General features: G+C 60.3%; 14 protein-coding genes. 12 read left to right on the top strand and 2 right to left on the bottom strand.

What is annotated here, in order from left to right:
- Positions 1-9: 9 nt before the first annotated feature.
- The 11 genes from lpxD (at position 10) to AACH87_RS15325 (ending at position 11079) form a co-directional block, all read left to right on the top strand.
- Positions 10-990, top strand: coding sequence for a UDP-3-O-(3-hydroxymyristoyl)glucosamine N-acyltransferase (lpxD, locus tag AACH87_RS15375; protein WP_338795355.1), 981 nt, complete (start codon positions 10-12; stop codon positions 988-990).
- A 16-nt stretch (positions 991-1006) separates the two neighbouring features.
- The gene (gene fabZ, locus AACH87_RS15370; RefSeq protein WP_338795354.1) at positions 1007-1447 is read left to right on the top strand and encodes a 3-hydroxyacyl-ACP dehydratase FabZ; all 441 of its coding nucleotides are present in this window, start codon (positions 1007-1009) and stop codon (positions 1445-1447) included.
- 22 nt (positions 1448-1469) lie between these two features.
- Positions 1470-2258 carry an acyl-ACP--UDP-N-acetylglucosamine O-acyltransferase gene (gene lpxA / locus AACH87_RS15365; RefSeq protein WP_338795353.1) on the top strand — a complete coding sequence of 263 codons (789 nt, stop codon included), beginning with the start codon at positions 1470-1472 and terminating at the stop codon, positions 2256-2258.
- A 10-nt stretch (positions 2259-2268) separates the two neighbouring features.
- Complete coding sequence (lpxB, locus tag AACH87_RS15360; RefSeq protein WP_338795351.1) at positions 2269-3426, top strand: lipid-A-disaccharide synthase; 1158 nt, start codon at positions 2269-2271, stop codon at positions 3424-3426.
- Complete coding sequence (rnhB, locus tag AACH87_RS15355; RefSeq protein ID WP_338795350.1) at positions 3398-4036, top strand: ribonuclease HII; 639 nt, start codon at positions 3398-3400, stop codon at positions 4034-4036. The genes lpxB and rnhB overlap by 29 nt, the downstream gene beginning before the upstream one ends.
- On the top strand, positions 4033-4806 hold the full coding sequence (locus tag AACH87_RS15350; RefSeq protein ID WP_338795349.1) for an RNA methyltransferase: 774 nt from the start codon (positions 4033-4035) through the stop codon (positions 4804-4806). The genes rnhB and AACH87_RS15350 overlap by 4 nt, the downstream gene beginning before the upstream one ends.
- 250 nt (positions 4807-5056) lie before the next feature.
- Positions 5057-6229 carry a glutamine-hydrolyzing carbamoyl-phosphate synthase small subunit gene (gene carA / locus AACH87_RS15345; protein WP_338795348.1) on the top strand — a complete coding sequence of 391 codons (1173 nt, stop codon included), beginning with the start codon at positions 5057-5059 and terminating at the stop codon, positions 6227-6229.
- 27 nt (positions 6230-6256) lie between these two features.
- Positions 6257-6670 (top strand): hypothetical protein, encoded by a 414-nt coding sequence (locus AACH87_RS15340; RefSeq protein ID WP_338795347.1) that lies wholly within the window; start codon positions 6257-6259, stop codon positions 6668-6670.
- A 10-nt stretch (positions 6671-6680) separates the two neighbouring features.
- Complete coding sequence (gene carB / locus AACH87_RS15335) at positions 6681-9938, top strand: carbamoyl-phosphate synthase large subunit (protein WP_338795346.1); 3258 nt, start codon at positions 6681-6683, stop codon at positions 9936-9938.
- Between the two features lie 193 nt (positions 9939-10131).
- Entirely contained in the window at positions 10132-10608 is a 477-nt protein-coding gene (gene greA, locus AACH87_RS15330; RefSeq protein ID WP_338795345.1) for a transcription elongation factor GreA, read from the top strand.
- A gap of 9 nt (positions 10609-10617) precedes the next feature.
- A complete protein-coding gene (locus AACH87_RS15325; RefSeq protein ID WP_338795344.1) occupies positions 10618-11079 on the top strand; it encodes a DUF4149 domain-containing protein in 462 nt (153 codons plus the stop codon).
- A 75-nt stretch (positions 11080-11154) separates the two neighbouring features.
- Here AACH87_RS15325 and AACH87_RS15320 read toward each other — a convergent pair whose 3' ends face one another.
- Together AACH87_RS15320 and AACH87_RS15315 are read right to left on the bottom strand one after the other, a co-directional pair.
- The gene (locus AACH87_RS15320; protein ID WP_338795342.1) at positions 11155-11904 is read right to left on the bottom strand and encodes a glycosyltransferase; all 750 of its coding nucleotides are present in this window, start codon (positions 11902-11904) and stop codon (positions 11155-11157) included.
- A gap of 3 nt (positions 11905-11907) precedes the next feature.
- Positions 11908-12381, bottom strand: coding sequence for a YhbY family RNA-binding protein (locus AACH87_RS15315; RefSeq protein ID WP_338795341.1), 474 nt, complete (start codon positions 12379-12381; stop codon positions 11908-11910).
- Positions 12382-12415: 34 nt separating this feature from the next.
- On the opposite strand from AACH87_RS15315, the gene AACH87_RS15310 reads away from it, so the two are divergent.
- Positions 12416-13078, top strand: coding sequence for an RlmE family RNA methyltransferase (locus tag AACH87_RS15310; protein WP_338795340.1), 663 nt, complete (start codon positions 12416-12418; stop codon positions 13076-13078).
- Positions 13079-13175: the final 97 nt, after the last annotated feature.

Below are 13175 nucleotides of genomic sequence, written 5' to 3'. Positions count from 1 at the left end.
GGTGGGTGCGTGAGCTTGCTTCTTGGCGACATCGTTGATGCGCTCGGTGGCTCGCTGGAAGGTGGAGGGCGCGACATCGCTATCCACCGCATCGCGCCACTGGAGGTTGCAGGCCCTGGTGACATCAGTTTTCTGAGTCATCCCCGCTACCAACAGCAACTGGCCGCCTCACAGGCGGCCTGTGTCATTGTGGCGCCTGCCATGCGCGATGCTGCGCTGGCGCGCGGCGCTTGCATCGTGACGGAGCACCCCTACGTCTACTTTGCACGTGCCACACAACTCTGGCGTGCTCGTCACTCTGCCGCCCGCTCTCCAGGCATCCACCCCAGTGCTGTGGTGGATCCTTCCGCGAAGGTGCATCCTTCGGCCTCAGTGGGGCCTTTGTGTGTGGTGGAGCGAGGAGCAGAAATTGGAGAGCACACCGTACTGACATCCCGCGTCACGGTAGGTGAGAACTGCATTGTGGGTGCCCGCTGCATTCTTCACTCAGGTGTGGTGCTCGGAGCGGACGGTTTCGGCTTTGCTCCACATCAGGGGGAGTGGGTCAAGATCGAACAGCTGGGGGCTGTCCGCATCGGAAACGATGTGGAAATTGGCGCCAACACCTGCATCGATCGTGGTGCCTTGCAGGACACGGTGATTGAAGACGGTGTGAAGCTCGACAACCTGATCCAGATTGGGCACAACGTGCGCATCGGCCGACATTCGGCCATGGCTGGGTGTGTCGGCGTGGCTGGCAGCGCCACCATCGGTGCCCATTGCACCGTGGGCGGCGGGGCTATCGTGCTGGGGCATCTGGAGCTGGCTGACAATGTCCACGTTTCCGCGGCAACCGTAGTGACGCGTTCGCTCTCTCGCCCCGGGCAATACACCGGCATGTTTCCCATCGACGACAATGCGAAATGGGAAAAAAACGCTGCAACCTTGAAACAACTGCATACCCTGCGAGAGCGCATCAAGGCGCTGGAGCAGGCTCTCAAAGCAGCATGAACGGAAGAACAATTCGATGATGGATATTCACGCAATTCTCAAGCAACTGCCCCACCGCTATCCGTTCCTTCTGGTGGACCGCGTGCTTGAGCTCGAGCGCAACCAGCGCATTCTGGCCATCAAGAATGTGACTTTCAACGAGCCTTATTTCATGGGCCACTTCCCTGGCCGTCCAGTCATGCCCGGTGTCTTGATTCTCGAGGCATTGGCGCAGGCAGCAGGTTTGCTGGCTTTTGATGCCATGGGTCAGGTGCCCGATGAAAACAATATCTACTACTTTGTAGGCATTGATGGTGCCCGCTTCAAGCGCCCTGTGGAGCCTGGTGACCAACTGCATCTGGAAATCACGATCGACCGTGTGCGTGCGGGCATCTGGAAGTTCAAGGGCGTTGCGCGCGTGGGTGAAGAAGTGGCTTGTGAGGCCGAGCTGATGTGCACCATGCGCGCCGTAGGCTGAGCTGGATTGATACCGTCTGATCGTGAGCAATATCCACGCAACAGCCATTGTTGACCCTGCAGCCCGCATAGACCCGACTGCGACCATCGGTCCCTACGCGGTCATCGGCCCGGATGTGACCATTGGCGCTCGTACTTCCGTGGGCCCCCACTGCGTGATCGAGGGGCGCACCACCATTGGTGAAGACAACCGCATTTTCCAGTTTGCATCGCTGGGTGCGCAGCCTCAGGACAAGAAGTACGCCGGAGAGCCCACCGAGCTCATCATTGGCAATCGCAACACCATCCGTGAGTTCTGCACCTTCAATACCGGCACAGTGCAGGACCGCGCAGTGACGCGGGTGGGCGATGACAACTGGATCATGGCCTATGTTCATATCGCCCATGATTGCTACGTTGGCAACCAGACCACCTTGGCCAACAACACCACGCTGGCAGGCCATGTCGACGTGGGCGATTGGGCCACTGTGGGCGGGCTGACGGGTGTTTTGCAGCGCATGCGTATTGGTGCGCATACCATGGTGGGTTTTGCCAGCCATGTGGGCAAAGACGTGCCGCCGTTCATGGTGGTGGATGGCAATCCACTGACGGTGCGTGGCGTGAATCTGGTGGGCTTGCGTAGGCGCAATTTTTCAGATGAACGCATTGCAGCCATCCGAGAGATGCATAAGCTGATTTACCGCCAAGGGCTCACGCTGGAGCAGGCACGCGTGGCGATACTGGCTCTGCCACAGCAGTTCCCCGGGGCCCAGGACGACGTGGCCCTGATGGATGCATTTGTTGCCAAATCGGTCGCTGGCATCGCGCGCTGAGGGGGTGGGTATGGTGTCTGATCCCCGCATCGCCATGGTCGCGGGCGAGGCGTCCGGAGATTTGCTTGCAGGTCTCATGCTGGACGGCTTGCAGCAGAAATGGCCCGCATTGCAGGCGCTGGGCATCGGTGGTCCGCAGATGCAGCGCCGCGGCTTTCAATGCCTGTGGCCGAGCGACAAGCTGGCCGTGCACGGCTACAGCATGGAGGTCTTGCGCCGTCTGCGCGAGCTGCTCTCAATCCGCAAGACCTTGCGCAACCAGTTGCTCGAAGACAAGCCTGCAGTCTTCATTGGTGTGGATGCGCCCGATTTCAATCTGGGACTGGAGGCTGACTTGCGCGCTGCCGGCGTCAAGACCGTGCATTTTGTGTGCCCCTCCATCTGGGCCTGGCGCGCCAACCGGGTCGAAAAGATTCGCCGCAGTGCAGACCATGTGCTGTGCATTTTTCCTTTTGAGCCTGAGCTTCTGGCTCGCCACGGTATCGCTGCAACGTACGTCGGCCATCCGCTGGCCAGCGTGATTCCACGGGTTCCTGACCGTTCCGCAGCCCGCCAGCAGCTGGGGTTGAGTGACCGCGACGAGGTGCTGGCCATTCTGCCAGGTAGTCGGTCTGCGGAGATCCAGTACATCGCGCCTCCATTCTTTAAGGCTGCAGCGCTTATCCATCAAGCGCGGCCAGCTACTAAATTGATAGTGCCCGCGGTTCCTTCGCTCAAGGCCCGCATTGAGGAGCAGGTCCTCGCCGCCGGTTTGCAGGGGGTGGTGCAGGTGGTGCATGGCCAGTCGCATGCGGTACTGGCTGCATGTGACACCACACTGATCGCCAGTGGAACTGCCACCTTGGAGGCCGCCCTGTTCAAGCGCCCCATGGTCATCGCATACCACATGCATCCGCTGAGCTGGTGGCTGATGCGGCGCAAGCAGCTGCAACCGTGGGTGGGCTTGCCCAATATCTTGTGCGGGGAGTTTGTGGTGCCTGAATTGATTCAGGATGCTGCCACGCCAGAGGCCCTTTGTGCTGCCACCCTCCAGTGGCTGCTGGCGCGTGAAGACGCCCCCGAAAAAATCCGTGCGCTGGAGCAGCGCTTTGATGTGCTGCACGAAAGCCTGCAGCGCGACACCTCTCAACTGGCTGCCGATGCGATCGAAAAAGTTATCGCTTCCTGAGCAGGCCAGTCTGCCCTGGCACCCGCCCGGTCTGGTGGCGGGCGTGGACGAGGCTGGGCGTGGACCGTTGGCCGGGCCGGTGGTTGCAGCCGCAGTCATTCTGGATGACCTGCGGCCGATTGAAGGCTTGGCAGACTCCAAGAAGCTGACTGCTGCGCGGCGTGAAAAGCTGTTTGATGAAATCCGCGCCAAGGCCTTGTGCTGCAGCATTGCCGAGGCTTCGGTGGAAGAGATCGATCAGCTCAACATCCTGCAAGCCACCATGCTCGCCATGCGTCGCGCGATCATGGGTCTGCGGCTCAAGCCGGTGCGCGTGATGGTGGATGGCAATCGCATCCCCCAGCTCGACATTCCCGCCGAGGCCATCGTCAAAGGGGATGCGCTGATCCAGTCCATCTCGGCAGCATCCATCCTGGCCAAGGTGCACCGTGATCGCTGGTGCCGCGAGGTGGACGCGCAGTTTCCCCATTACGGATTTGCGGGCCACAAGGGCTATGGCACGGCGGTGCACATGGCTGCCCTGCAAGCCCACGGTGCCTGTGTGCACCATCGCCGCTCTTTCGCTCCGGTGGCCCAGGCACTGGTCGCCTCCAACCAAGTGCTTTCATGACCTCTGCGGCCGTTACCTTCATCCACTCGCGCGACAACAGCCTGGTCAAAGACCTGCGCAAGCTGGCGCAAGATTCCACCGCCTACCGCAAGCAAGGACGGGTGTGGCTGGAGGGGGACCATCTCTGCCGTGCGGCGCTTGAGCGCTCGGTGCGTCCCTCCTTGGCGGTGTTTGCAGAGTCTTATTGGCCGCAATGGCAAGCCCATCAAGCGCTGGCAGCTATGAAAATAGTAGTAACCCCAGACGCTTTGTTTCGTGACATCAGCGGGCTAGAGTCCCCCGCAGGCATGGCCTTTGTGTGGGATATGCCCGCGGCACCCGCTGTGAATGGTGGTGCTTCCACGGTGGTGCTGGACCGTGTTCAGGATGCGGGCAATGTCGGCTCTATTTTGCGCAGTGCCTCTGCCTTTGGCTTTCGGCAGGTGGTCGCCCTCAAGGGTAGTGCCGCTTTGTGGTCTGGCAAGGTGCTGCGTGCGGGCATGGGTGCCCACTTCGCTTTGAACCTGATTGAAGGGGCGGGTGAAGAGGTGCTGGACGCGTTGGACGTGCCTTTGCTGGTGACCAGCTCGCACGCAGGTGGGTATCTTCACCAGATGGAACTGCCCTGGCCCTGTGCTTGGGTCATGGGGCACGAAGGGCAGGGCGTTGCTGCTTCCATCGAAGCCCGGGCAGCCCAGCGTGTTCGCATTGCCCAGCCGGGGGGCGAAGAGTCGCTGAACGTGGCGGCAGCCGCCGCCATCTGCCTGCACGCCAGCGGCGCGGTGCGCTGAGGTTTCGCTGTGATTGCGGGGCGTTGCCCCTCTGGCACATACCGTGAAACATGGGCTTTCATGTTGCGGTGCGTCATTTTGCAGTCCGGTTTGTGTGGCTGCGGGTATAATCAGGGGCTTTTCTCGCAACAGCGTCGCCCGATCGCACCCAAAGCAACAACCCATCTGAGAGCAGCCATCCCCACTTGAGTGCGCAACGCGTGCGAGTGGACTGCAGGCGCCGGGCGACCGTAACCATCCGGAGAACCCAGTGCTTTTGTCTCTCAAGGGAAACTTCCCCCCCGCCATCCTGGCGCTTGCAGACGGCACGGTCTTTATCGGCAATTCGATCGGTGCCACCGGCACCACCGTTGGTGAAGTGGTGTTCAACACCGCTATCACTGGCTACCAGGAAATCCTCACTGACCCCAGCTACTGCCAGCAGATCGTCACGCTGACGTATCCGCACATCGGCAACTACGGGGTGAACGCCGAGGATATCGAAGCCGACAAGGTCCATGCTGCAGGCCTTATCATCAAGGACCTGCCCCTGCTGGCCAGCAATTTCCGCCTCTCCGAAACCCTCTCGCAGTACCTCGTGCGCGAGAAGACGGTGGCCATTGCCAACATCGACACCCGCAAACTCACCCGCCTGCTGCGCACCCATGGCGCGCAAAACGGTGCCATTGTCGGCTTGGCGGCAGGCGAGGAAGTGACCCAGGCCCGCATTGACGAGGCACTGGCTGCCGCCAAGGCTGCCCCCAGCATGAAGGGGCTGGACTTGGCTCAGGTCGTCACCACGACCCAGTCTTATGAGTGGACGCAGACGGAATGGAAGCTGGGCAGCGGCTATGGCACACAGACCGCGCCTGAATTCCATGTGGTCGCCTACGACTACGGCGTGAAGAAGAATATCTTGCGCATGCTGGCAGAGCGCGGCTGCAAACTCACCGTGGTGCCTGCTAAGACCTCTGCAGCCGAGGTGCTGGCCCTGAATCCGGACGGTGTCTTCCTGTCCAACGGCCCTGGCGACCCGGCTCCTTGCGATTACGCCATTGCGGCGGCGCGCGAAATCATCGACAGCGGCGTTCCCACCTTCGGCATTTGCCTGGGACACCAGATCATGGCCCTGGCTTCAGGTGCCAAGACCTTCAAGATGGACAACAGCCACCATGGCGCCAACCATCCGGTGAAGGATCTGGACACGGGCCGGGTCAGCATTACCAGTCAGAACCACGGTTTCGCTGTGGAAATGGATTCGCTCCCCGCAAACCTGCGTCCTACGCACATCAGCCTGTTCGACGGTACCTTGCAAGGGCTGGAACGCACCGACAAGCCAGCCTTCTGCTTCCAGGGCCACCCTGAGGCGTCCCCCGGTCCGCACGATATTGCCTACCTGTTTGACCGCTTCACCAGCGCGATGCGGGCAGCCAAAACCGCTTGAGCGATTCGCGTCGAGAAGGTCTGTCCCATGAAACTGTTCAGTTTTCCCCTCGCGTCGCTGGAAAAGGCGATTCACAAGCGTGTGCTCACCTTGCCGTCTCCCCACAAGGAGTGGTTTACCGAGCGCTGGCAGCAAAAGCCCTACAAGAAAGCGTTCATCGAGAACAAGGCCATGCCTTTGGTGACGCTGGTGGCCAAGGGCAAGACCTGGGATGACGCCACCTTTGCAGAAGCCATGAACGACTGGGATGTCACCTTTTACGAGGCCGAAGCCGAAGTGCTGCGTCCCCTCATTCAGGGGGATGGTCTCTTGCAGCTCATGCAAAAGAACGTGCCGCCCGAGCGTGTGCAAGCCCTTCTCGACAAGCTGACATTGCGGCGTGACGCCAGCGCCGCAGCTTCATCCAACAGCCCCCAGGCAGCCGAACCCACGATCGACTGATCGAAGCACCATGCCAAAACGTACAGACATAAAAAGCATCCTCATCATCGGCGCTGGCCCGATCATCATCGGCCAGGCCTGCGAGTTCGACTACTCCGGCGTGCAGGCCTGCAAGGCCCTGCGTGAAGAGGGCTACAAGGTCATCCTGATCAACAGCAACCCTGCGACGATCATGACCGACCCGGCCACCGCCGACGTCACCTACATCGAACCCATCACCTGGCAAACGGTCGAGAAGATCATTGCCAAGGAGCGTCCCGATGCCATCCTGCCTACCATGGGCGGTCAGACCGCGCTGAACTGCGCGCTGGACCTGTGGCGCAACGGCGTGCTCGACAAGTACAAGGTCGAGCTGATTGGCGCAACCCCTGAAGCCATCGACAAGGCCGAAGACCGCCTCAAGTTCAAGGACGCCATGACCAAGATCGGTCTGGGTTCTGCGCGCTCGGGCATTGCCCACAGCATGGATGAGGCATGGGCCGTCCAGAAAACCGTGGGCTTCCCCACCGTGATCCGCCCCAGCTTCACACTGGGCGGTACGGGCGGCGGTATCGCCTACAACGCCGAAGAGTTTGAAACCATCTGCAAGCGCGGCCTGGAAGCCTCGCCCACCAACGAGCTGCTCATTGAAGAGTCGCTGCTGGGCTGGAAAGAGTACGAGATGGAAGTGGTGCGCGACAAGGCGGACAACTGCATCATCATCTGCTCCATCGAGAACCTGGACCCCATGGGTGTGCACACCGGTGACTCGATCACCGTGGCACCCGCGCAGACGCTGACGGACAAGGAATACCAGATCATGCGCAACGCCTCGCTGGCGGTGCTGCGTGAGATTGGTGTGGACACGGGCGGCTCCAACGTGCAGTTCTCGGTGAATCCGAAGGACGGCCGCATGATCGTCATCGAGATGAACCCTCGCGTGTCGCGTTCGTCGGCGCTGGCTTCCAAGGCCACAGGCTTCCCCATCGCCAAGGTGGCTGCCAAGCTCGCCGTGGGCTATACGCTCGATGAGCTGAAGAACGAAATCACCGGTGGTGCAACCCCCGCATCGTTCGAGCCCTCGATTGACTACGTGGTCACCAAGATCCCCCGTTTTGCGTTCGAGAAGTTCCCCACGGCCGATAGCCGCCTGACCACGCAGATGAAGTCCGTGGGCGAGGTGATGGCCATGGGTCGTACTTTCCAGGAGTCCTTCCAGAAAGCACTGCGCGGTCTGGAAGTGGGCGTGGATGGCATGAACGAAAAGACCCAGGACCGCGAGACGCTGGAAAAGGAGCTGGGCGAGCCCGGCCCCGAGCGCATCTGGTATGTGGGCGACGCGTTTGCCATGGGCCTGTCGGTGGATGAGGTGTATGACCTTACCAAGATCGACAAGTGGTTCCTGGTGCAGATCGAAGAGATCGTGAAGATCGAGCTGGAGCTGGACCAGCTCACGGCAGAAAAGGGCGATGCCGCCTTGGCTTCTCTGGACGCTGATACGCTGCGTGCGCTCAAGAAGAAGGGTTTCTCAGATCGCCGCCTGGCCAAGTTGCTGAAAGCGACCGAGAAGTCCGTGCGCGAGGCACGCCGTGCCTTGAATGTGCGCCCCGTGTACAAGCGCGTGGACACCTGCGCCGCTGAGTTCGCCACCAACACCGCCTACATGTATTCCACGTACGAGGAAGAGTGTGAGGCTGCGCCGACGGACAAGAAGAAGATCATGGTTCTGGGTGGCGGTCCCAACCGCATTGGCCAGGGTATCGAGTTTGACTATTGCTGCGTGCACGCGGCCCTGGCCATGCGCGAAGATGGTTATGAAACCATTATGGTCAACTGCAATCCTGAGACCGTATCGACCGATTACGACACCTCGGACCGCTTGTACTTCGAGCCTCTCACGCTGGAAGACGTGCTCGAAATTGTGGACAAGGAAAAGCCTGCGGGCGTGATCGTGCAGTACGGCGGCCAGACGCCGCTGAAGCTGGCACTGGGCCTTGAAGCGGAAGGCGTTCCGATCATCGGTACCAGCCCCGACATGATCGACGCTGCGGAAGACCGCGAGCGCTTCCAGAAGCTGCTGCATGACCTGGGCCTGCGCCAGCCGCCCAACGCCACAGCCCGCACCGAGGCAGAAGCCCTGGAAAAGGCCGCTGCCCTGGGTTATCCGCTGGTGGTGCGTCCCAGCTATGTGCTGGGTGGCCGTGCCATGGAAATCGTGCACGAGCAGCGTGACCTAGAGCGCTACATGCGCGAGGCCGTGAAGGTGAGCAATGACTCCCCTGTACTGCTGGACCGCTTCCTGAACGATGCCATCGAGTGCGATGTGGACTGCCTGCGTGACCCCGAAGGTAAGGTCTTCATCGGCGGTGTGATGGAGCACATTGAGCAGGCGGGCGTTCACTCGGGCGATTCCGCCTGCTCGCTGCCCCCGTACTATCTGGCCAAGGCCACGGTGGATGAACTCAAGCGCCAGACGGCTGCCATGGCCGAAGGCCTGAACGTGGTCGGCCTGATGAACGTGCAGTTCGCCATCCAGGAAGTGGAAGAGAACGGTGCCAAGCGTGACGTGATCTACGTGCTGGAAGTGAACCCCCGCGCATCGCGCACGGTGCCTTTCGTGTCCAAGGCCACGGGCATCCAGTTGGCCAAGGTGGCGGCACGCTGCATGGCGGGCCAGAGTCTGGCGAGCCAGGGCATCACGGAAGAGGTGACGCCGCCTTACTTCAGCGTGAAGGAGGCTGTGTTCCCCTTCGTGAAATTCCCTGGCGTAGACACCATCCTCGGACCAGAGATGAAGTCCACCGGTGAAGTCATGGGCGTGGGCAAGACCTTCGGCGAAGCTTTCGTGAAGAGCCAGCTGGGCGCTGGTACCAAGCTGCCCCGTTCGGGCAAGGTGTTCCTCACCGTGAAGAACAGCGACAAGCCCCGCGCCGTAGCCATCGCCCGCGAGCTGGCTGGCATGGGCTTTGAACTGGTGGCCACCAAGGGCACTGCAGCCGCCATCGAGGCTGCAGGCGTGCCCGTCAAGGTCGTGAACAAGGTCACGGAAGGCCGTCCACACATCGTGGACATGATCAAGAACGAAGAGATCGTCATGGTCATCAACACGGTGGAAGAGCGGCGCAACGCGATTGCCGACTCGCGTGCCATCCGCACCAGCTCGCTGCTAGCTCGGGTGACCACCTTCACCACCATTTTTGGTGCCGAGGCGGCTGTGGAAGGTATGAAGTACCTCGACAAGCTGGATGTGTATTCCGTGCAGGAGTTGCATGCACAACTGGCTGCCTGATTGCCCGCGTGACAGGGCTGGTTGAAGGCCCTGCAAACACGGCATAATTAAAGCCTTAACAGACACCGCCGCGCGGCAACGTGCGGCGGTTTCCTTTTGTAGGGTCCGAATCCCACGTTGAAGTTTTCAGCGCTCAGGGCCCGGCGGCTACCCCCTTGGTTGGGGGCGCACTGACTTATGGAGAGCGAAAAGAATGGCAACCATTCCGATTACCAAGCGCGGAGCTGAAATGCTCAAGGAAGAGCTGCACCGCCTCAAGACCGTCGAGCGTCCTGCTGTGATCGCAGCCATTGCGGAGGCGCGTGCACAGGGCGATTTGAGCGAAAACGCTGACTATGACGCAGCCAAGGACCGCCAGGGCTTCATTGAAGGGCGTATCCAGGAAATCGAAGGCAAGCTGTCGGTGGCGCAGGTCATTGACCCCAGCCAGGTGGACGGTGGTGGCAAGGTGGTTTTCGGTGCCACCGTGGAGCTGGAAGATGAAGAGTCCGGCGACACCGTGAAATACCAGATCGTGGGCGAGGACGAGGCTGACCTCAAGCAGGGCCTCATCAACATCTCCAGCCCCATTGCCCGCGCCTTGATTGGCAAGGAAGAGGGCGATACGGCCGAAGTGCAGGCACCAGGCGGTATTCGTCGCTACGAAGTGGTGGCGGTCAGCTACGTTTGAAGCCGCGCAATGCGACAACGCCTGCCTCTGCTGGCCGCTGCCCTGTGGTGGGGTAGTTTGAGTACCGTGGGTTTCCTGGTGGTGCCCATGCTGTTTGCGCACCTTGCCACCCCCGCTGTTGCTGGTGCCATGGCGGCCAAGCTGTTTGCCGCGCAGACCTGGGTTTCGGTCTGCTGTGCATTGGTATTGCTCTTGATCTCAAGGCCTAAAGGGGCTGTAGCGCAATACGCATGGGCGCAGGCAGCTATGGTTTTTATAGTGGGTGGCATGTTGCTTGCACTGGTGTCGCAGTATGGCGTGGCCCCTCGCATCGTTGCGCGGCAAGACCTGCGGTTGTGGCACTCAGTGGGCATGGTGCTCTATGCGCTGCAGTGGGTGTGTGCGTTGCTGGTGCTGCTGCGTATTCAGCGTGAAGGCAATGGAGCGAGCGCGACCTTTGTCAGCCACCCATCCGACCGCGATGCTGGATGAGTGCAGGCGTCGTGCTAGCGTCAAGCAGAATAAAAAAACCGCCCATGAGGCGGTTTTTTTGATGGTTTTGAGGTCTTACTCTTTCCAGTGCTCAGCCACCCAGGTCGCCGGGCGGATGTAGCGAAAGCGACGGTTGCGTCTTCCCGCAAGGGCATCAGGCGGGTTGCATTCGCCGTGAAATATCACGATGCGTGCGTCTGGAGGTACAAACGGAGCTTTCCAGTAATTGGTAGGCCATGCGGGAATGCCGTGGTACTTGAAGCTGGGGCACCAGCTTGCGGGCCAGTATTGGAGCTTGCCCTGCTTGTGCAAAAAATCGGAAAGGTAGGCTTGCTCATTGCGAAACTTCTGCCTGATCTCTTCAAAGTGACCGCGGAAGTAGTCGAGTACATCGGGGTGCGCCCCCAGTTCAAACCGGTAAACCGATGAGTTGCCAGTAATGCGCCAGGGACGCTTGTAATCGTGAATGATGAGGAATTCACCCGGTTGGGTGAAGAAGTCATCCAGGCTGCCTGTGATCACCACATCCACATCCAGGAACAGGGCAGTGCCCTTGAGCCCGTGCAGGTCAGCGCTGAAGGTCACCAGCTTGGTCCAGCCCCGTTCGGGGATACCCGGCGGCAGATCCAGCGGAGGAATCGGCAGGCACTGCACTTCGCTGCGAATGCCTTTGTCGTCATCCGTCAGGCACACAAAGTTGAACGGACCACTCAGATGCCGCCGCACCATGGCGTAAAGCCGGTTGACGTATTCAGGGCCGTACTTGGTGCCCCATTTCATGCAAATGACGTGGCGCACGCGCGTGGTGTCGGCGGGTCCAGCCATGGATCAGTCAGCCTGGCGCTTCTTGATGGATTTCTGCTTGGGCTTGGCACGCTTGATCTGGCCGCCCGAGGTGAGTCGCTGGTTTCCAAGCACACGCAATTGCTTGATCTCGGGCCGCTGCCCGCCGCGCTTGCTGAACTTGAGCACCTTCACATCGCGTGGCCCAGGCATCCGGTCTTCGTCCAGGCTGCGTTGCTTGGGGGGCATGGGGCGCCAGAAAACCAGCAGCTTGCCGATGTGCTGGATGGGGGCGGCGTTGAGTTCTGCGGCGAGTTCCTGATACATCAGTTCTCGGGCGGCACGGTCATCGCCAAACACACGCACTTTGATCAGTCCGTGAGCGTTCAGCGCGGCGTCGATTTCTTTTTTGACCGCTGGGGTCAGGCCATCACCACCCACAAGGACAACAGGGTCCAGATGGTGGGCGTTGGCGCGGTGTTCCCGGCGCTCTGCGGGAGTCAATTGAATTTGGGGCATGGGCCGTATTATCGAGGCAGGAAGAAAAAACGAAATGAAAGTAAAAACCCAAAGCAAGAAGGTCAACAAGGCGTGGCTCAACGACCACGTCAACGACACCTACGTCAAATTGGCCCAGAAGGAGGGTTATCGCGCCCGCGCTGCCTACAAACTCAAGGAAATCGATGAACAACTGGGGTTGATCAAGCCGGGAGATACCGTGGTGGATTTGGGCTCCACGCCCGGTGCGTGGAGCCAGTATGTGCGAAGGCGCCTGTCCCCATCGGGGGCGGCTGTCGGGCAGCTGAATGGCTGCATCATTTCACTCGATATCCTGCCCATGGAGCCTATCGAGGGCGTGACTTTTATTCATGGAGATTTTCGCGAGGAAGAGGTTCTGGCGCGTTTGGAGGCCACTCTGGCTGGCCGAGTGATCGACGTGGTGGTGTCTGACATGGCTCCCAATCTCTCTGGGATTGAGTCTGCCGATGCAGCCCGCATTGCCCACTTGGTGGAACTGGCCGTGGACTTTGCGTGCAACCACCTCAAGCCCGATGGCGCCTTGGTGGTTAAGCTGTTCCACGGCAGTGGCTACAGTGACCTGGTGAATCTTTTCAAACAGACCTTCAAAGTCGTCAAACCGTTGAAACCCAAAGCTTCGCGGGACCGGTCTTCCGAGACATTCCTGGTCGGTATGGGGCTCAAGGCAAAAGCTTGAGTTCTGACTGTTTGGCTGGGCTGGGGTTTCACTGCGGCTGTTTTCTTGTCGCAAGTCAATTTGTGCAGATGCAAACCCCCTTTGATTCGTGAGCCCA

Source organism: Acidovorax sp. DW039, assembly GCF_037101375.1.
In the GTDB taxonomy this organism is placed as follows: Bacteria; Pseudomonadota; Gammaproteobacteria; order Burkholderiales; family Burkholderiaceae_C; genus Acidovorax.
Note: the sequence above shows the minus strand (reverse complement) of the source record. Positions and strands in the feature narration are given on the sequence as shown.